We start from the raw sequence: 20,465 nt of genomic DNA, 5'->3' as shown, positions 1-20,465 counted from the left end.
CACTATAATTATCTCTGTAATACTTTTTTAAGCTCGCAGTGACATTTTTGTCGAACAAAATTGAACCTTTTTATATGACATTTTTATAGGCTATTGACAGTGCCCTGTTTTGTTAATTGTGATCCGCAATGCATAACAGCTATATTTTTATTCACGCCTTCAACATTCTGGCATTTATGGCCACTATAATCGTACTGAGCGACATCAAAACGGCACCCACTGCAGGTGATAAAATAATACCGATGGGATAAAGGATGCCCGCCGCCAACGGTATGGCCAATCCGTTATAAGCCGTAGCCCAAAACAGGTTCTGCAACATCTTCCTGTATGTAGCCTTAGCCAATACTATTATCGAAACAACGTCCAAAGGATTATTTCTGACCAATACCATATCGGCTGTTTCTACGGCCACGTCGGTACCCGCACCTATAGCTATACCTACATCGGCCGTCGCAAGAGCAGGCGCGTCATTTATACCATCGCCTACCATAGCGGTAGTTAGACCTCTCTGCTGAATCTGTTTTATCTTTGCGGCTTTATCCTCAGGCAGCACCTCAGCAAAATACTCATCTATGCCTATCTGCCTGGCCACCCAATCGGCCACTTGGCTGCTGTCGCCGGTTAACATCATACATTTTATGCCCATGGTTTTTAGCTGAGCCACAGCGTTTTTTGCTTCCGGCTTTATGATATCGGCCAACGCTATAGCGCCTTTTACATCCCCATCTATAAGCACATAGACAATAGTCTTGCCCTGCTCCGACAGATCAGTTAAACGCTTGTTGTTCAGTTGTATGTTCTGTTCGTCCAAGTAACCCGGGCTTACAACCATCACTTCTTTGCCGTTCACTCTGCTCCATACCCCTTTACCTGGAATAGCCCTGAAGTCCACTATATCCCAAATCCCACTCGCCGAGGCTATTATGCCTTTCGATATAGGGTGTTCGGAACGGCTCTCGGCAGAAGCCGCATACTTCAAAAACTCATCTGAGTCCATATCTGACAATGACACCACATCGGTCACGCCGAACCGCCCTTCTGTCAGTGTGCCTGTTTTATCGAAAACAACCGCCTGTATGTTTCTCGCTGTTTCAAAAGCCAAGCGATCTCTCACTATAAATCCTCTACGAGCCGCCAAAGAAGTAGACATGGCTACCACCAGCGGCACCGCCAGTCCCAGAGCATGAGGGCATGCTATAACCATAACCGTTATAGTACGTTCAATGGCAAACGCGATATCGCCAGCCGGTAACCATGATATAAAAGTTATAATTCCGGCCGATACCGCTATTACAGTGAGCCATAACGCCGCTTTATCGCTTAGATCTTGCGTTCTGGAACGGCTTTGCTGCGCTTGCTTTACCAATTGTGTAACCTGAGCTATGAAGGAATCCTGGCCGGTTTTCTTTATCTGCACCACCAACGAACCCTCAGCGTTTACAGCACCGCCTATTACATAATCGCCTTTCCCTTTATAAACCGGCCGTGATTCTCCGGTAAGCAAGGATTCATCCACAGAACTTTCCCCATCGATCACAATAGCATCCGCAGGCACTTTTTCTCCCGGCTTTACCAACACCTTATCATCGCTCACCAATTCGGAAACAGATACATCGGCAATACCGCCGTCATCCATGAGCTTATGAGCCTGCTTTGGCAAAAGTTGCGCCAGATTCTCCAAAGCCCGCGATGCTCCTAAGACTGATTTCATCTCTATCCAGTGTCCTAACAGCATTATATCTATAAGGGTGGCCAGTTCCCAAAACATAAGCTCTCCGCTTAATCCAAACGTAACCGCTGCACCATAGACATAAGATACGGTTATAGCCAATGCCACCAACGTCATCATGCCCGGTTTTTTTGTCTTAATTTCATCAACCACACCTATAAAGAACGGATACCCGCCATACAGATAGACAATGGATGACAGTATAAGGAGCACATAGATATCGCCGCTAAAACGCAGGTCTATATTCAACCACATCTGTATCATGGGCGAAAGGAACAATATAGGGATGGTAAGCAAAGTACAGATATAGAAGCGCCTTCTGAAGTCATCTATCATATGTTCATGATGTTGGCTATGATCATGGCCCTGATGCCCCTCATGTTGCGTCATATCATGTCCGTTATGCTGCATACCGTGATCCATATCGTGGACATGAGCGTGACCAGACATATCATGTCCGCTGTGAGTGTGTTCATTAACATGATTATTTTTATCTTCCATTTACGTTTACCTCCGTGATTTTATTTTTATACAACCCTATAACCATTCTTCACTCTTAGGACATCTCCATACTATATACAGCAGTTTCCCACATCCTCCCTTGCTCAAATTTTAGATGCGGATACATAAGATGTGAAACACATAGTTTGCACAACAGTACGGCTGAACAACTGCTACGCCCAAATTCGCTTTACCTTAACACCTCATCTATAAAATATCCATCTTTATAAAAAAGCTGATTGTCGGCATATATTTCGCCACCATTTCTCATATCGCACAACATATCCCAATGTATGGTTGAACGGTTTCTGCCGCCTGCTTCAGGCATTGAATCACCTATGGCCATGTGTACAGTACCGCCTATTTTTTCATCGAACAGCATGTTCCTTGTGAAACGTTGAATCCCATAATTCGTGCCTATAGCCACCTCGCCGAAATAACTTGCACCTTCATCCGTATTCAGCAAAGCCTTCAGTAAATCCTCACCCTTTTGAGCAGCGGCTTTCACTACCTTTCCATCCTTTACTTCCAGATATATTCCTTCTACGGACTTACCCATATAAATACCGGGAAAGCTAAAGGTTATATGTCCGTTTATGGCGTGCTCCACCGGAGATGTAAATATTTCTCCATCCGGAAAGTTCTCTTTCCCATCGCAATTTATCCATTTCCTGCCTGACGTATTGATAATAATGTCGGTACCCTCCGATATTATATGTATTTCGTGTTTGTCATTCAGATATTTAACCCACCGTTCCTGTTCTCTGTGTACACGCTGCCATTCCGCTATAGGATCATCTTTATTCAACAACCCTGCACTGTATACGAAATCCTCATATTCCCATAAGCTCATATCAGCTTCTTGTGCATTAGCCTGGGTAGGAAACTGGGTACCACACCATCGCAACGTGCCGTTGCCCATACGTTCAGAATAAATCTTGCGCCACGCGCTTTGTCCTCTGGCGGCAATTTGCAGTTTTGTAGGATCTATATTAGCATTGCAGCGGGTATTTTTATCACCCCATGCAGTAAGCCATACATCGGCTTTTTCTATCACTTGTCTTTGTATGAACCGTTCTTGGAGCAATTGTTGCTCAGATGCCATTTTCAGCATTACTTCAGACATTTCAGGTATATCCACAAGCGTCTCCACATGAGCCCCAACAGACACAGCCTCTTTCGCCACTTCAATTATCCAAGGCAAAGCTATATCTCCGGCCTGCACCAGCACAAAATCATCTTTTTTTACATTGGCCGAATAATGCACCAACACCTTTGCCAAATTATTTAATCTTGAATCCAGCATGTTTATATCTCCTTTGACTAATCTCATTCAACAGAATACCTTTGTATTATAATTCTTTATTGGATTCTTTTGCAAGGCTAATCACAAGGTTAACCCCAATAGACTTCAAAGTGCTCACCAATATCTTCGGCATGACAGCCATCGTAAAAAAACTAGGTAAATATTTCCTGTTGACATTATAGATTTATCGGTATATAATTTGATTGTAAACAATTAAATATCGAGTGCAGTGTTGTACATGTAAACAAAGGCGTTTTAAGGGTTTATCCCTTAAAGCGCCTTTTCTGATTTTGAGCTAAGATGCTCCCATCGACAGGACAATGCCCGTCCTTTTGAATATCCATGCGCCATGACGGCGATAAAACATCAGCAAAGAGGCTTTAAATGCATAATGCATTTAAAGCCTCTTTACTATAAAAAAGCATTTGCTCGGCTCAATATGCCCATGCGAAGGCAACGGTTGGTTATTGCGCGGCATCAGTATCGCATAATGCGTTGCCACTCCGCAAGGTATGCCGAGCAGCGACAAAAAAGAAAGGATGAGCTTTTATGGAACAGTGCGCAAAATCTTATCGCGGCCATCCGTGTTTTAACCCACGAGCCGTAAAAGAACACGGGAGGATTCATTTGCCCGTAGCCCCACGTTGCAATATAAAATGCCGCTATTGCGACCGCCGATACAGTTGTGCAAATGAGAACCGCCCTGGAATTGCAGCAAAGGTAATGAGCCCTGCTGAAGCTATGGGGCATCTGGCCAAATCTATTGAGATAGAGCCTCGCATATCGGTGGCCGGCATAGCCGGTCCGGGCGACCCGCTATATAACGAGGAAACGTTTAAAACCTTCCAGATGATAAACCGTGAGTTTCCGCAGATGATATTGTGCCTGAGCACCAACGGCTTGCTTCTTAAAGAGCGCCTGTACGATCTCATATGCTGCGGGGTCAAAACTTTGACAGTAACCGTAAATGCGGTCGACCGGTTTATCGGGCAGGAAATTTACGATTATGTATCATATCATGGCAATATCTATCGCGGGCTGGATGCGGCCGAATTGTTGATAGAAAAACAATTGGCGGGCATTGAAGCCGCGGTAAAGAACGACTTTTTGGTAAAAGTCAACACCGTCATGATACCGGGCATAAACGAAGGGCATATCGACGCGGTGGCCAAACGCGTCAAAGAATTGGGAGCCTTTATCATGAACATAATGCCGCTGATCCCAAGTGGAGATTTTGCCCATATCCCCGCTCCCGACTGCAAGCAGATTGAAAAACTGCGGAAAGATAACTCAGCTACTATGGAACAGATGCATCATTGCAGGCAATGTAGAGCAGATGCCGTCGGCATGTTGTAAAAGGGGCGTGGGACATGGCAAAACGACTTATGCTTTTTCTGGCAGTAGCCTTCGGCATAGGCCTCACAGGCTGCACGGCGTCGGCCGATCAGCAACGCACAGATCTATCGGTATTTATCGCGTCAAGTCTCAATCAGCCAATGGAGGAAATAGCCAAAGCCTTTGAGCCTACCGCCAACGGGGTGAAGGTGATACTAAACGCCGCAGGCAGCCAGACGCTCAGAATGCAGATAGAACAAGGCGCCGATGCCGATGTATTCATATCTGCCGATGAACGGCATATGGACGCTTTGCTGTATAAAGGCTTAGCCGATACTCCATCGGTCATAGCCTACAATCGCATGGCCATCATCGCCGATAAATCGGCGGATATAAAAGAATGGCATGACCTAGCTAAAAAAGGGATAAAGATAGCGTTAGCCCACACCGACGTGCCTGCCGGCCAATATACCATCGATGTGCTGGACGCCATAGAGCAGGATCAACCCGGTTTCAAGCAAATGGTGCTGAATAATGTCGTGACCTACGAAATGAGCGTAAAAGATGTGGCTCAAAAGGTACTAATGGGAGAAGCCGATGCCGGCATAGTATATGTCACTGATATACCCTTAACCGGCGACCATCAGGCAAGGCTTATTGATATCCCAAATAAATATAACATTACCAGCCAATATCTCGCGGTTGCAATGAAGGATTCGAAACATAGCGATGCAGCCAAATCCTTTATTGAATTCATACTATCGGATGATGGGCAAAAAATACTGAAACGCTATGGCTTTACCCCGATATCGGAAAATTAATCTATAAAGGAGAGGATGAACATGAGGCCAATCTATGTTTTTGCCGCGTTAATGGTGAGTTTTTTGATGATGCCCTTGGTTTCGCTGTTGGCTAAAACTCCTATTCATGCCTACAGCATAGGCATATTATCGTCGCCTGCCATGGCGGCATTCAGGCTGAGTTTCCTGTCGTCCACCGTATCGGCGGCCATAATATTCATCCTCGGGACGCCTTTGGCATACTGCCTCGCCGTGAAAAAAAGCCGGCTGCATCGTATGGTGGAATTGGTGGTGGAACTTCCGGCCGTACTGCCACCGGCGGTAGCAGGCATAGCTCTGCTTATGGCCTTTGGGCGCCAAGGTACTATGGGCGCGGTACTAAGCGCTATGAATATGAATATCCCTTTTACCGCGTTAGCCGTGATCATTGCCCAGATATTCGTATCGGCCGGTTATTATATAAAAGCAGCCCGATCGGCTTTTGAATCCATAGAACCGGCCATACGCGAAGAATCCCTGTCCATAGGCGCCAACGAATGGGTAATGCTTACAACCATATACATGCCTATGGTCGTCAAAACCTTGATCTCCGGCTGCATGAGCGCATGGAGCAGAGCCATAGGCGAATTCGGTGCCACAATGATATTTGCCGGCAATCTGGTTGGTAAAACCCGCACCATGCCTTTGGCTATATATACGGCTATGCAAAGCAATATGAATACGGCGTTGGGGCTTTCGGTGATTATGTTAATGGTTTCGGCGATAGTGCTGCTTTTGTCCAGACAATTAACGCATAGCGTGAGCTAAACAAACACAAATATGAATCAGGAGGTATATATGATGAGACAGATAGCAATTTATGGCAAGGGTGGAATAGGGAAATCCACCACAACGCAGAACACGGTGGCCGCTTTGTCTGAAATGGGCAAAAAGGTCATGGTGGTGGGATGCGATCCCAAAGCCGATTCCACCAGGCTGTTACTGCACGGCCTGAATCAAAAGACTGTGCTGGACACCATACGGGAGGAGGGCGAGGACATTGATTTGGAAGATATCATCAAGGTGGGCTTTAACAACATCAAATGCGTGGAATCGGGCGGTCCTGAACCAGGCGTGGGCTGTGCCGGTCGAGGCATTATCACATCCATAAATATGCTGGAGAATCTCGGTGCCTATGAGGAGGGCATTGATTATGTTTTTTACGACGTGCTCGGCGATGTTGTATGCGGCGGATTTGCAATGCCGATACGCGAAGGCAAAGCCAAGGAGATATATATCGTGGCCAGCGGCGAAATGATGGCGCTTTATGCCGCCAACAATATCTGCAAGGGTATACGAAAATATGCCACCCAGGGAGGCGTTCGTTTGGGCGGCATCATATGCAACAGCAGAAACGTGGATAATGAAGAGGAATTGCTCAAGGCCTTCTCTAAAAAGCTCAATACACAGCTTATCAAGTTCGTGCCCAGGGATAATGTCGTGCAGCGAGCTGAGATCAATAAGAAAACCGTGATCGATTATGACCCAAGTGTACCTCAAGCCGACGTTTATCGGAGTCTGGCTATGGCCATAGAAAAAAATGATATGTTCGTGGTGCCAGAACCCATACTTAATGATGAACTGGAAACCCTGCTGCTTGAGTATGGCATGTTGAATTAATAGTATAAGGGGGTAAAAATATGTCGAAATCAGAAGAACAACAAACTATAGTAGAGGAAATCATTGTAAATTATCCGCCAAAAGTCGGCAGAGAAAGAAAGCAGCATATGGTGGTCATAGACCATGACAGTGAAGATCAGCATATCCAAGCCGATGTGAACACAATACCCGGAATCATGACCAGTCGTGGTTGCAGTTATGCCGGCGCCAAAGGGGTTGTCTTCGGTCCGATCAAGGATATTCTCCATATTACCCACGGGCCTATAGGATGCGCCTATTATACATGGAATACCAGACGTAACCTTGCCCAACCTGAGGATGGAACGGATTATTTCCTGAAAACCTGCCTATCCACCGATATGCAAGAAAAGGATGTGGTTTTCGGCGGTGAAAAGAAACTCTATAACGCCGTCAAAGAGGCCTATGAGATCTTTAAACCCAAGGTCATAGGGATTTACGCCACTTGCCCCGTGGGATTAATAGGTGACGATATAAAGGCGGTGGCAAAACGAGCAGCCGAAGAGCTTGGTGTCAAAATAATAACGGTAAGCTGCGAGGGCTATAAAGGGGTAAGCCAATCAGCCGGCCACCATTTGGCCAGCAATGCCTTGATCATGGACATAGTAGGTACCGAAGATCTGCCCGACCCCACGCCATACGACATCAACATCTTCGGCGAATACAACATAGGTGGCGACGTATGGTTGGTAAAGCCCTTGCTGGAGAGGATAGGCTACCGAGTGGTCAGCGTATTCACCGGCGATTCAAAGTATGGCGATCTGGCCAAGGCTCATAAAGCCAAATTATCCATCCTTATGTGCCATCGTTCCATAAATTATACCAACCGCATGATGGAGGAGAAATTCGGCGTACCGTGGTTGAAAGTCAACTATATAGGTATTGAAGCCACCATACGCTCCTTACGAGAGATGGCGACGTTTTTCGACGACCCAATGATTTACGAGAATACCGAAAAGGTTATCAGTGAGGAATTGGCTAAAATCCAATCCCAGTTGGATTATTACCGCAGCAGGTTGAAAGGCAAAAAAGCGGTGGTCTACGCCGGTGGCTCCAGAGCCCATCATTATCAGGATTTGCTCGATGACCTGGGGATAGAGACCATAATGGCAGGTTATCAATTTGCTCATAGGGACGACTATGAAGGGCGAAAAATATTACCGGAGATCAAAGAGGCCCCTCATCATAAGGTTCTGGACAATTATCATTTTGAAAGGGCCGCCGAACCTGCTTATGACCAATCGCGCATAGAGGAATTAAAACAAAAAATGCCCGATCATCTGATGAATTACGAAGGCATGATGACGGATATGCAGGACGGCGCATTGGTGGTGGACGATCTCAACCACTATGAAACCGAGGTTTTGATCGAAAGCTTGAAACCCGATCTGTTTCTGTCGGGCATTAAGGACAGATATGCCACGCAAAAGATGGGCGTAGCCTCGCGCCAGATCCATTCCTATGATTACAGCGGACCCTATAGTTGTTTTGAAGGCGCCATAAACTTCGCTCGAGATGTGGATATGGCTATCAACAACCCAATTTGGAAAGCAGTTGCGCCACCATGGAAAGCAAGCGAGAAAGGTGATGAGCAATCATGACAGAACGAAAGAACCTAGTTGTTAATCCGGTCAAAACATGCCAGCCATTAGGAGCGGTGCTGGCCTGTCTGGGTATTCATGGCTGTATGCCTCACAGCCATGGTTCTCAGGGCTGCGCTTCCTATTTAAGGATGCAGCTTTCTCGGCATTTCAGGGAATTTATACCGACTACCACCAGTTCATTTTCGGAAGCACAGGTGGTTTTCGGTGGCAGCGGCAACCTGAAACAGGCCATAAGGAACATCATTCACATTTACAAGCCGCAAGCAATCGGCGTATCCACCACGTGCTCTGCTGAAACCATAGGCGACGACGCGGAGGGTATCATAGCTGAGATGCGCGGATCCGGAGAGCTGCCCGAGGATGTCGTCATATTCACCGCCTCCACCCCCAGCTATAAGGGATCCCATGTGACGGGTTTTGCCAGTATGGTAAAGTCGGCCGTGGATAGCATAGCCGTTAAAGGAGCTGCCAATGATAAAATCAATATTATACCCGGCATGATAAGCCCCGGCGATATACGCGAGATCAAGCGGTTGCTTGCTCTCATGGGCATCAAAGCTATAATTATGCCCGATATATCCGGAGTTCTGGATGCCCCCATGACCGGCAAATTGAAACTATATCAAGATGGCGGCACTCCTTTGGAGGAAATCGCCGATATGGCCAATTCATCCATAACTTTTGCTCTGGGTCAAGAGGCTAGTTTGCCCGCGGCTTTGGGATTGGAAGAAAAACATGGCGTATCGGCCGAGATGCTGCCCCTTCCCATAGGTATCGAGAATACGGATCGCTTTATCATGGAACTTAGCAGGATCAGCGGCAAACCAGTACCTGCCCAATTGGAAGAAGAACGTGGGCGTTTGGTGGATATGATGCTGGATGCCCATGCCCATTGGTATGGTAAAAAAGCGGCTATATACGGGGATCCGGATATCGTCGAAGGCATAACCGCCATGGCTGTCGGATTGGGCATAGAGCCTTTATATGTCTTGACAGGCACCAAAAGCAATCGATGGGAAGAGACGGTAAAAACAATAGCTCCCAACGCCCATGTGATAAACGGCGGGGATCTGTTGACGCTTAAAGATCTTATGAAAGAGCAACCGGTCGATATCATGTTGGGCAACAGCCACGGCAAGTTTTTAGCAAAAGAGATGGATATGCCGTTGATCAGGGTGGGCTTTCCGATACTGGACAGGGCAAATCTGCAGCATTTTCCGGTGGTGGGGTATAGCGGCGCCGCGTGGCTGGCGGAGCGAATCGGCAATACCCTTCTTGATTGGAAAGACGCCCATGTACCGGATCATATGCTGGAGCTGATCATGTAAGGAGGCGACAATATGTTCAAGGTTACAAATGCGGCCAAAGAAAGAATCCGGGCAATATTGAACGATGTGCCACAGCCCACGCCCGATATGGGAATGCGCATATACACCTTGCCGGCGGATCAAGACACCTATCTGGTAGGCTTGGCCGTTGAGCGCAGGCCTGATACTACGGATGTAAAGCTGGAAATCCAAGACGTAATCTTTTATGTGGATTCATCGGAATCAGAGTATATCGATGGCATTACGATAGACTTTGATTTCGACGGGGTTGAATCGGTGTTTCAGGTAAGATTCCAGAATGAATGTGACATAAGTTGTTCTGATTGCATCAGGATAGGCAATTGCGGCTTCAATAATTAAAGAAATGGAGGATACGAACTATGAAAATGATACGCGCTATTATACGACCTGAGAAGGAGAATACGGTGGTGGATGCTTTGGATAAGGCGGGCTTTAGTTCCATGACCAAGATGCACATCTTTGGCCGCGGCCGTCAGAAAGGCATTCAGGTAGGACCTATAGTATATGATGAACTCCCAAAGGTACAGTTGATGCTGGTGGTAAACGACAAAGATGCCGAAGATGTGGTGAGCATCATAGAGAATACCGCTCGCACCGGCAATATCGGCGACGGTAAGATATTCATAAGCGAAGTACTGGAGGCTTATACGGTGCGTACCGGTGAAAAAGGATTATGATAGGAGGGAATACCCATGAAAGAGGTAATAGCCATTATCAGGCGACAGAATATTCATATGACCAAAACAGCGCTGGACGGACTGGGTTTTGTATCCATGTCCATAATCAGCGTAAGCGGCCGAGGTAAACAGAAGGGGTTTATAGGCGAGGTTGATCCGGCTATGGCCGAAATTTTGCCCGATGCCGGCGAAACCGATCCAATAGCCAGATTCATCCCGAAAAGAATGCTGATGCTGGTGACAGAGGATGAATATGTTGCCGAAATAGTGGAAACCATCATGCGGGTTAATAGGACCGGTTACCTCGGCGACGGCAAGATCTTTGTTTGTCCTATAGAGGATGCCGTACGCATCAGAACGGGTGAAAGAGGGGTAAAAGCCTTGAGATAGAGAGGTGAAACCATTGTTCAATGAATTGGAAGAACGACAAGATTTTATTGTGATCAAGGGTCGACATAAAAAGGCGATGAAATGCGACTCTCACAGCGTATCCGGCAGCGTCAGCCAAAGGGCTTGCGTTTACAGCGGCGCCCGCGTGGTATTAAACCCCATCGCCGACGCTGTTCATTTGGTGCATGGCCCGATCGGCTGTGCCGCCTATACATGGGATATACGCGGAAGTCTGAGCAGCGGCTCTGAACTTTACCGGCGCAGCTTTTGCACCGATCTTAAAGAAAGGGATATTGTCTTCGGCGGTAATGAAAGATTAGCCGCCGCCATAGATAAATTGGTGCAGCTGTATGCTCCCAAGCTCATATTCGTCTATGCCACCTGCGTAGTGGGTGTCATAGGCGATGATCTGGAGGCCGTATGCAAGGCGGCCTCCTCAAAATATGGCATCGACGTGATACCGGTGCAATCCAGCGGCTTTATGGGCAACAAGGCTGCCGGTTACCGGGCGGCCTGCGATGCGCTGCTAAAGTTAATAGAACCTGTAAACACCGATAATATAGGAAAAAGCAGGAGCATAAATTATTTGGGCGATTTCAACTTGGCGGCTGAAACCTGGATAATCAGCAATTATTTCCGGAGCATAGGCATAGAGATCAATGCGGTATTAACCGGCGACTCCGAATATGCCAAGCTGAAAAAAACCACGGATGCATGCCTTAATATAGTGCAATGCGCCGGCTCGATGAATTATCTGGCCCACAAGTTAAATGATCTGTACGGTATGCCTTATATCGATGTGTCCTTTTTAGGCATACAGGACACATCGGAGTCATTGAGGAAGGTAGCCGCCTTTTTCAACGATGATGACATCATACTCAAAACCGAAGAGATGATCAAAAGCCAAACCGCCAAAGCCAACCAGGCCATCGAGCGCTATAAGCATCATTTATGCGGTAAAAAAGCGGCAATATATGTGGGCGGTGGGTTTAAGGCCATATCGCTGTTGAAACAGTTTCGTGAAATAGGCATAGATGTGGTCATGATCGGCACGCAAAACGGCCAGCCTCACGAATATGATACCCTGCAGGAACTGGCCGACGAGGGTGTTATAATAGTGGATGACGCCAATACCAGCGAGTTGGAGCAGTTCATACTGGAAAAGGGCGCTGATATACTGGTTGGCGGGGTCAAGGAGAGATTTCTGGCATATAAGCTCGGCGTGGCTTTTATCGATCATAACCATAATCGAAAGCATCCTTTGAGCGGCTATGAAGGGGCCGTGAACTTCGCCAAAGAGGTTTACTCCACCGTATGCTCGCCGGTATGGAAGTACGCCCTCGATCAAGGAGGTGATTCGGCACGATGAGAGATGTCAATCAGAATCCATGCAATATGTGTATGCCCATGGGCGGCATATTTGCTTTCAAGGGTGTCGAAGGATCCATGGTTATTATCCATGGTTCCCAAGGCTGCAGCACCTATATGCGCAGGCACATGGCGGAGCATTTCAATGAGCCGATCGATGTGGCCTCATCATCCCTCAACGAGAAAGGTACGGTATATGGCGGTGAGGCCAATCTGAAAAAGGGTCTGGACAATGTGATCACGCTGTATCAGCCGCGGCTGATCGGCGTGCTTACCACCTGCCTGGCCGAGACCATAGGCGAAGATATAGACAGAATTGCCAGCCAATACATGGAAGAAAAAAGCTTGACCGATTTGAATATCATCGCGGCTTCTACGCCGGGTTATGGCGGCAGCCACGCCGAAGGCTACTTCCGTACAGCCAGAAAGATCATCGAGAGCCTGACTTATAAGACCGAGAAACATTCAAAAATAAACATCATCGTTCCTATTATAAGTCCGGCCGATATACGGGAGATCAAGAGGATATTAAACGCATTGGATATAGAATATGTTATCTTCCCCGATTATTCCGATACATTGGATCAACCATTTGCAAGGCCGTATAACAAAAATCCCGACGGCGGGACAAAACTGCACGATATAGCCTCCATGGCCGGCGCTGCCGCCACCATACAGATGGGCATAACAGTGGACGATGCCATTTCCCCAGGCAGATATCTTGAACAACAATTTGGCATACCGCTGTACAATTTGCCCATTCCCATCGGCGTTGAAGCCACCGATAGGTTTATCGACACATTGGTCAGGATAACCGGATGCGTTGTCCCCGACAGTTTGAAACAAGAGCGCGGGCGCCTTATAGATGCTATGATCGATGCGCATAAACATAATTTCGAAGCTAGATGCACCATCTTCGGCGATCCGGAAAACGTCTATGCTGTGGCTAAGATGTGCATGGAAAACGGCATAGTACCTGCGGTAGCGGCCACCGGCAGTCCTTCGCCCAAGCTGGGCGAAGCGCTTGGGGACCACCCCCACATATGCGTTTTGACCGAATCCGACTTCATGCAAATCCTCGAAAAGAGTACGGAAGAAAATGTGGACTTTGCCATAGGCGGTTCCGACGGCAAATTCCTTTCAGATGAGGGGAATATACCACTGATACGATACGGGTTTCCCATACATGACCGCATCGGGGGGCAGCGTTTGCTGTCAGTGGGTTATACGGGGACGACACTGCTTCTGGATCGCATGACCAACACATTGCTGTCGATCAAATATGATAATTACAGGGACAAAATGCGCCAACGCTATTTGGCGGACATGCAGCGATAGAAAAAAGTATCATTGACACGCTTTCTCTCACGTGATAGAATATAGAAAAATTCAATAGGTAACCACTGGGGTGCCGGATAAGGCCGGCTGAGATAGAGGACCGTTAAATCCTCTGACCCATCGAACCTGATCCGGTTAATGCCGGCGTAGGAATGTGGAATGTGCATATACAGGCCATGAACATCAGGTTCATGGCCTTAATTTATTTTTCGAGAGGAGGATTGCATGAATATATCCGGACTTTATGCCATAGCCGGCAGCTATAAAGATGATATGTCGGTAGAATATATGGCGGAATCGGCTATAAGAGGCGGCGCAAATATCATACAGCTGCGCGAGAAGAATATAAGCGCCAAGCAATATATAGAAAGAGCCGAACGGGTAAAAGCGGTAACCGATCGCCACGGCGTGCCTTTGATAATAGACGACAGGGCGGATATAGCGCTGGCCTCCGGAGCAACCGGCGTACACCTCGGCCAAAAGGACCTGCCCATAGCATGGGCTCGCCGAATATTGGGCGCATCTGCCATTATAGGTATATCGGTGCAAACGCCGCAGCAGGCCATAGAGGCTCAACGCCAAGGCGCTGATTATATAGGGGCCGGCCCTGTATTCCCCACTATATCCAAGGATGATGCCGAACAGCCCATAGGCATCGCCGTCCTTCACGATATATGCCATGCCGTTACTATACCGGTCATAGCGATAGGCGGTATATACGCATACAACGCAGCTGAGGTTATGGATGCCGGGGCTGCGGGCATAGCGGTAATATCGGCCATATTCAATGCCCGCGATATAGCATCGGCAACGGCGGAGCTGATTCAAGCGATGAGGAGGAATGCATAGCATGGACATAACCGAACAAATGATACTGCGCGTCATAGACGCCAATATAAACCGCCTGCGCGAAGGGTTGCGCGTATCGGAGGACATATGTCGCTTTGCATTAAACGACCAAGCATTAAGCCGACAGCTTAAGGCATTGCGCCACCATGTAAAACAGGCCGGCGATATGATAGCCCCTTACTCGCGGTTATTAGATGCCCGCGATGTTCAATCCGACGTAGGCGCCACAACGCCAAATAAAGATGAAGCTCGGCGCGATGATATACAACGCATATTAGCCGCCAACATGAAACGAGCGCAGGAATGTTGCCGCGTATTGGAGGAATTCGCCAAGCTGTACTCCGATGAGGCCGCCTCTACATTTAAGACTATGCGCTATAATCTATACACATTGGAAAAAAATATATACGATATTATGGAGGATAAAAGCATATGATAGAACAATTACTGGAAAAAGTACGGCGCGAAAAGCCGCTCATACACCATATAACCAATCAGGTAACCATCAATGACTGCGCAAATGCCACGCTGTGCATAGGTGCTTTACCGGTCATGACGCATGCCGTCGATGAGGTGGAGGAAATGGCGGCGGCATCCGGCGCTCTAGTGCTCAATATAGGCACGCCCACGCCCGATCAGATAGATGCTATGGTGGCTGCCGGCAAAAAAGCAAATCAATTGAATATACCGGTCATACTGGACCCCGTCGGCCTCGGAGCAACCAAGTTGCGCAACGACACTGTCAAAATGATATTGGACAACGTCCACATATCGGTGATAAAAGGCAATGCCGGCGAAATAAGCATACTAGCCGGACGAGGCGGCACCGTCAAAGGCGTGGAATCCATAGGCCGATACGACAATATAGAAACCTCATGCCACGACATAGCAAAAGCATACGGCTGTACCGTGGTCGTAACGGGCGCCGCCGATATCATAGCCGACAGCAACCGCACGCTCATGGTCAAAAACGGCGATGCCATGATGGGTCGCGTGGTGGGCACTGGATGCATGGCGGCGTCGATGCTCGGTTGCTTCGCGGCCGTGGAGAGCGATCATGTGCAGTCTTCGGCGGCAGCCATGGCCTGCTTTGGCATAGCCGGACAGTTAGCCGCCAAGAGGAACGATATAAAAGGCCCCGGTACATTTAAGGCTGCGCTCATGGATGAACTGTATAATTTGGATACAGCTTCGATAGAGCAATATCTCAATATAGAGGAGGTTGTGACGATATGACACAATTACAGGCTGCAAAGAACGGTATTATCACAGAGCAAATGAAAGCCGCCGCATCGGCCGAAGGCATAGACGCGGAAGAAATACGCCGCGGTATTGCCGACGGTACCATAGTGCTGCCGGCAAATATAAACCATAAAGGCTTAAAGCCGATGGCCGTAGGCAAAGGGTTGAGCACTAAGATCAACGCCAATATAGGCACATCAGAGGCCTTTAACGACCTCGCCGTCGAACTGTCAAAACTCGATACAGCTATCGATGCCGGAGCTCACTCCATCATGGATTTGAGCACCGGCGGAAGTATAGATGATATACGCCGAACTATTTTGGATCATTGCCCGGTCATGCTGGGTACGGTACCCATATACCAAACCGCTGTGGAAACGTTGCGTACCGGTAAAACCATAGTGGATATGGAAGCTGATGATATCTTTGATGTAATAGAAAAGCAGGCGCAGGACGGCGTGGACTTTATGACGGTGCATTGCGGTGTAACCATGGAATCGATAGAACATTTAAGGAAAGAAGGACGTTTAACCGATATAGTCAGCCGCGGTGGCTCCTTTATAACCGGATGGATGTTGCACAACGGCAAGCAGAACCCATTATATGAGCAATTCGACAAGTTGCTGGATATAGCGCTCCGCTATGATGTGACGCTTAGCCTTGGCGACGGTTTGCGTCCGGGATGTCTGGCCGACGCTACCGATCGCGCACAGATAAGCGAGCTGGTAATACTCGGCGAATTGGCCCAAAGGGCATATGAGGCTGGCGTGCAGGTCATGATAGAAGGCCCCGGCCATATGCCGCTCGATCAGATAACCGCCAATATACAGCTCGAAAAACACCTGTGCCACGGCGCACCGTTTTATGTGCTGGGGCCGCTGGTTACTGATATAGCACCCGGCTACGATCACATAACCGCCGCCATAGGCGGAGCTATAGCCGCGGCAGCCGGCGCCGACTTCCTATGCTATGTCACGCCGGCCGAACATCTAGGATTGCCATCTGCCGACGACGTGCGCGAAGGCGTAATAGCATCGCTTATAGCGGCTCATGCCGCCGATATAGCCAAAGGCGTAAAGGGAGCCATGCAGCGCGATATATCTATGGCTAAAGCGCGCAAGTCCCTGAATTGGCAAGCGCAGATAGAGCTTTCCATCGACCCTGAAAAAGCCAACCGCTACCGCCGCGAGAAAAACACCGATGATGAAGAGGCCTGTACTATGTGCGGCCGCTTTTGCGCTATGAAACTGGTATCGGAATATCTGGTGTAGGCCGCAAGCCTACTCCGGATATAACATACCTCATCAGTTGCCGCATTCGATGCTTATCTCGTTAAATATCTTGAGCAGATCGGATATGTCGTATTGGTCCTTTTGCCGGCCGCACACATCGATAACGCATTGGCCTTTATCCATCATGATAAGACGATCGCCATAATTGACGGCGAATCTCAGATTATGCGTTACCATCAGCGTAGTAATGCTCTTATCCCTGACAATTCTATCGGTAAGCTCCATAACCGTCTCGGACGATCGCGGATCCAGCGCGGCCGTATGTTCGTCGAGTATGAGCAAATCGATAGGCGTCATGGTGGAAATCAACAGCGCCAGTGCCTGTCGCTGGCCGCCGGAAAGGCTGCCGACCGGTATATCGATCTTGTCCTCCAGACCGAGATGCAAAAGTTCCAGTTGCGTGCGATAATAATCTATGCGGCGTTTATTCACACCGGCGGATAAGCCGAAGATTTTGCCTTTGTTATCGGCCAATGACATATTTTCGAGTATTGTAAGCGTCGAGCAAGTGCCTTTTGCCGGATCCTGAAATACCCTGCCTATAAACGAAGCCCGTCGGTATTCTTTCATATCGCCTATATCCCTGTCTCTAAGGTAGATCTTACCGCTATCGATGGCGGTGGTACCGCAGAGTATATTGAGCAATGTGGTTTTCCCCGAGCCGTTGCTCCCCACTACCGAAACGAACTCGTGCTCCTTGATTGTCAAGTTGAAATCCGTAAAAAGGACGACCTCATTCACCGAGCCTTTGTTGAACGTCTTATATATATGCTGCATGGTCACTATATCGTCAAAATTCAGGGGTTTCGACATTTTGCTTTCTCCTCCCTTTTGACAAATAGTTGTTTGAGACCAATGCCAGCGTCAGTATTACAGCCATTAAAAGCTTCAGATAATTTGTAGGCAAGCCGAGTTGCATAGCCACGGCCAAGCAGGCTTTATATATGATAGCGCCGCATACCGCCATGGTCGTGGGCTTAACAAACGACGATTTTTTGAGTATGCTGGTACCTATAATGACCGAAGCGAGGCCCATGACCACCATACCCGTACCGCTGTTTATGTTAGCCGACTGGCTTTGCTGGCTAAGAATCGAGCCGGCCAAGGCAGCGCATCCATTGCCTATGGCAAGGCCTATTATCTTCATTTTGCCCGGGTCTTGAGAAATGGATATGGCAAACTGCTCGTTGTCCCCTACCGCTCTCAGCAAAAGACCGGATTTGGTTTTAAGATAAATGTCGAGCAGCAATTTAACGATAATAGCGGCCGCCGCTACGATAATAACCACCCTGTATGCATAAGCGCCCTCCGGCAGCATTTTCGCGATGCCGGAGTTAAATATGGTATCCTCGTTATAATAAGGCAATACCGCGCTGCCCTTTGTTATGGCCAGGTTTACCGACCACATGGCCGTCATAACCAAAATGCCGGATAGCAAATCTGTTATATTCAACCTCACATGCAAAAATCCCGTGATGCTCCCGGCCAGCGCACCGCAGGCAAAGGCTATAATGCTGGCTAATACAGGATTTACGCCGCCCAAAATCAGGGCGGCTGTAACGCACATTCCTAAAGGCAGCGTTCCGTCAACCGACAGGTCCGGGAAATGCAGGACGCTGTAGCTGACATATACGCCCATGGCCATGATGCCATAGATCAGACCTTCCTCCAGAATATTCCTGAGCAAGCCGACAAATACGTCCATATCTGTTATTCGCCGACCTCCTCGGCATTTGCATAATCCGGCGGCACCGTCAACTTCAAGCGATCGACGACGGCTTTATTGTAAACAGGCGTACTGTCGGAGATGAGCGCGACCGGTATATCGCCGGCTTTCGCCTCTCCCTTTAGGATTTTTGCAGCTATTTCCCCTGTTTTGCGGCCAAGACTCACATAGTCGATGCTCTGCGCGGCAACACAGCCGTTTTTAACCTGCTCTACCTCGGATCCGAATACAGGTATGTTTGCAGCGTCAGCAGCATGAATGACCGAAGGAAGGTTATTAACTACGTTATTATCGGTAAAATTATTTATGGCTTCCACGCCCTTTGAAACCAATGTGGTGGCCGCCGTCGCGACCTCGGAAGAATTTGTAACGCCTATATCGACGATTTCAAAGCCGTATTCAGGAGCAATCTCCTTGAATTTGGTCAAATGAGTAACCGAATTCGGCTCGCTGGTCGTATATATAATGCCTATTTTCTTAGCATCGGGTAAAAACGCGCGTATCATCTTCATCTGATCCTCAAGCGGAAGAACGTCCGACGTGCCGGTAGCATTGGTGCCGGGCTTCTCAAGGGACTCTACGATGCCTGCGGCCAAAGGATCGGAAACGGCCGAAAATACGATCGGTATATCGGTGTCCTTGGCGGCGCTGTATGCCGACATAGCGGCCGGAGTGGCTATGGCTACTATCATATCGTATTTTGAGACCACCATATTTTTCGCTATCATGTCGCTGTTGGTCTGCTCGCCTTGCGCATTCTGGAAATATATTTCTACATTGTCGCCGTCTTTATAACCGGCTGACGCGAGCCCTTCCATAAAGCCCTTATAGCAGTTGTCAAGGGAAGGATGAGGCGCGTATTGGATAACGCCTATCTTAATTTTCTTGCCGTCGGCTGCTCCGGAACTGCTATCGGTGTCGCTCGTACCCTGCGCGTTGTCATCCGCCGATACCTCACCGCCTGTATCCCCAGAACCATTATCGGTGTCGGCCGCACATGCGGACAACACAAAAACCATTGTTATACAAAGAACCACTGCCATCAATTTGATCTTACTCTTCATAAAACTCAGCTCCTCTCATCTCACATAAACTACATTATGATATATGATATTTGTATTATTTTATATCAAATATATCGCAATTTCAAGTAACATAATATGGGATTACCTGAACATAGCCGGATTTTCGACACTTAACAGCTAAAAATTTAAGATCTATATGGTCGGGAAATGCTTTAAGCAAGCGGATTTCCGGCCAATATTTTTGTCAAATATTTTGA

At 48.0% G+C, this 20,465-nt stretch carries 20 protein-coding genes and 1 riboswitch; of the genes, 15 read left to right on the top strand and 5 right to left on the bottom strand.

The window, feature by feature from the left end:
- Positions 1-151: 151 nt before the first annotated feature.
- Both JG770_RS07030 and JG770_RS07025 read right to left on the bottom strand, forming a co-directional pair.
- A complete protein-coding gene (locus JG770_RS07030; RefSeq protein ID WP_363320954.1) occupies positions 152-2,119 on the bottom strand; it encodes a copper-translocating P-type ATPase in 1,968 nt (655 codons plus the stop codon).
- 301 nt (positions 2,120-2,420) lie between these two features.
- Positions 2,421-3,536, bottom strand: a complete 1,116-nt coding sequence (locus JG770_RS07025) for an aminopeptidase (protein WP_291956994.1) — start codon at positions 3,534-3,536, stop codon at positions 2,421-2,423.
- Between the two features lie 549 nt (positions 3,537-4,085).
- Between JG770_RS07025 and JG770_RS07020 the strand changes: the two genes are divergently transcribed.
- From JG770_RS07020 to thiC, 15 genes are all read left to right on the top strand, one after another.
- Positions 4,086-4,892, top strand: a complete 807-nt coding sequence (locus JG770_RS07020; RefSeq protein WP_291956992.1) for a radical SAM protein — start codon at positions 4,086-4,088, stop codon at positions 4,890-4,892.
- A gap of 14 nt (positions 4,893-4,906) precedes the next feature.
- A complete protein-coding gene (gene modA, locus JG770_RS07015; RefSeq protein ID WP_291956990.1) occupies positions 4,907-5,692 on the top strand; it encodes a molybdate ABC transporter substrate-binding protein in 786 nt (261 codons plus the stop codon).
- A 21-nt stretch (positions 5,693-5,713) separates the two neighbouring features.
- Positions 5,714-6,478 (top strand): ABC transporter permease, encoded by a 765-nt coding sequence (locus JG770_RS07010; RefSeq protein WP_291956986.1) that lies wholly within the window; start codon positions 5,714-5,716, stop codon positions 6,476-6,478.
- A 33-nt stretch (positions 6,479-6,511) separates the two neighbouring features.
- Complete coding sequence (gene nifH, locus JG770_RS07005; protein ID WP_363320953.1) at positions 6,512-7,330, top strand: nitrogenase iron protein; 819 nt, start codon at positions 6,512-6,514, stop codon at positions 7,328-7,330.
- A 20-nt stretch (positions 7,331-7,350) separates the two neighbouring features.
- Positions 7,351-8,949 (top strand): nitrogenase molybdenum-iron protein alpha chain, encoded by a 1,599-nt coding sequence (gene nifD / locus JG770_RS07000; RefSeq protein WP_291956982.1) that lies wholly within the window; start codon positions 7,351-7,353, stop codon positions 8,947-8,949.
- Positions 8,946-10,280 carry a nitrogenase iron-molybdenum cofactor biosynthesis protein NifN gene (gene nifN, locus JG770_RS06995; RefSeq protein ID WP_291956979.1) on the top strand — a complete coding sequence of 445 codons (1,335 nt, stop codon included), beginning with the start codon at positions 8,946-8,948 and terminating at the stop codon, positions 10,278-10,280. Before nifD ends, nifN begins: the two co-directional genes overlap by 4 nt.
- Before the next feature lie 12 nt (positions 10,281-10,292).
- The gene (locus tag JG770_RS06990) at positions 10,293-10,640 is read left to right on the top strand and encodes a hypothetical protein (protein WP_291956977.1); all 348 of its coding nucleotides are present in this window, start codon (positions 10,293-10,295) and stop codon (positions 10,638-10,640) included.
- 20 nt (positions 10,641-10,660) lie between these two features.
- Positions 10,661-10,978 carry a P-II family nitrogen regulator gene (locus JG770_RS06985; RefSeq protein ID WP_291956975.1) on the top strand — a complete coding sequence of 106 codons (318 nt, stop codon included), beginning with the start codon at positions 10,661-10,663 and terminating at the stop codon, positions 10,976-10,978.
- A 15-nt stretch (positions 10,979-10,993) separates the two neighbouring features.
- The gene (locus tag JG770_RS06980; protein WP_291956973.1) at positions 10,994-11,368 is read left to right on the top strand and encodes a P-II family nitrogen regulator; all 375 of its coding nucleotides are present in this window, start codon (positions 10,994-10,996) and stop codon (positions 11,366-11,368) included.
- Positions 11,369-11,381: 13 nt separating this feature from the next.
- On the top strand, positions 11,382-12,737 hold the full coding sequence (nifE, locus tag JG770_RS06975; protein ID WP_291956970.1) for a nitrogenase iron-molybdenum cofactor biosynthesis protein NifE: 1,356 nt from the start codon (positions 11,382-11,384) through the stop codon (positions 12,735-12,737).
- On the top strand, positions 12,734-14,074 hold the full coding sequence (locus JG770_RS06970; protein ID WP_291956968.1) for a nitrogenase component 1: 1,341 nt from the start codon (positions 12,734-12,736) through the stop codon (positions 14,072-14,074). Before nifE ends, JG770_RS06970 begins: the two co-directional genes overlap by 4 nt.
- Positions 14,075-14,130: 56 nt before the next feature.
- A riboswitch (TPP riboswitch) is annotated at positions 14,131-14,245 on the top strand.
- Between the two features lie 54 nt (positions 14,246-14,299).
- Positions 14,300-14,923, top strand: coding sequence for a thiamine phosphate synthase (gene thiE, locus JG770_RS06965; protein WP_291956965.1), 624 nt, complete (start codon positions 14,300-14,302; stop codon positions 14,921-14,923).
- Between the two features lies 1 nt (position 14,924).
- Positions 14,925-15,359 carry a hypothetical protein gene (locus JG770_RS06960; protein ID WP_291956962.1) on the top strand — a complete coding sequence of 145 codons (435 nt, stop codon included), beginning with the start codon at positions 14,925-14,927 and terminating at the stop codon, positions 15,357-15,359.
- Positions 15,356-16,159 carry a hydroxyethylthiazole kinase gene (thiM, locus tag JG770_RS06955; RefSeq protein WP_291956960.1) on the top strand — a complete coding sequence of 268 codons (804 nt, stop codon included), beginning with the start codon at positions 15,356-15,358 and terminating at the stop codon, positions 16,157-16,159. Before JG770_RS06960 ends, thiM begins: the two co-directional genes overlap by 4 nt.
- Positions 16,156-17,436, top strand: coding sequence for a phosphomethylpyrimidine synthase ThiC (gene thiC / locus JG770_RS06950; protein ID WP_291956957.1), 1,281 nt, complete (start codon positions 16,156-16,158; stop codon positions 17,434-17,436). Before thiM ends, thiC begins: the two co-directional genes overlap by 4 nt.
- Before the next feature lie 33 nt (positions 17,437-17,469).
- Here thiC and JG770_RS06945 read toward each other — a convergent pair whose 3' ends face one another.
- Genes JG770_RS06945 through JG770_RS06935 form a run of 3 tightly spaced genes read right to left on the bottom strand, consistent with a single transcriptional unit; the run spans position 17,470 to position 20,247 of the window.
- Positions 17,470-18,243 carry an ATP-binding cassette domain-containing protein gene (locus JG770_RS06945; protein WP_363320952.1) on the bottom strand — a complete coding sequence of 258 codons (774 nt, stop codon included), beginning with the start codon at positions 18,241-18,243 and terminating at the stop codon, positions 17,470-17,472.
- Between the two features lie 4 nt (positions 18,244-18,247).
- Positions 18,248-19,162 carry an ABC transporter permease gene (locus JG770_RS06940; RefSeq protein WP_291956953.1) on the bottom strand — a complete coding sequence of 305 codons (915 nt, stop codon included), beginning with the start codon at positions 19,160-19,162 and terminating at the stop codon, positions 18,248-18,250.
- 5 nt (positions 19,163-19,167) lie between these two features.
- Positions 19,168-20,247 (bottom strand): ABC transporter substrate-binding protein, encoded by a 1,080-nt coding sequence (locus tag JG770_RS06935; RefSeq protein ID WP_291956950.1) that lies wholly within the window; start codon positions 20,245-20,247, stop codon positions 19,168-19,170.
- Positions 20,248-20,465 lie beyond the last annotated feature (218 nt).

This window comes from Mahella sp., assembly GCF_020054945.1.
Lineage (GTDB): Bacteria > Bacillota > Clostridia > Mahellales > Mahellaceae > Mahella.
The sequence above is the reverse complement of the archived record's forward strand: the minus strand, read 5'-3'. Positions and strand labels throughout refer to the sequence as shown.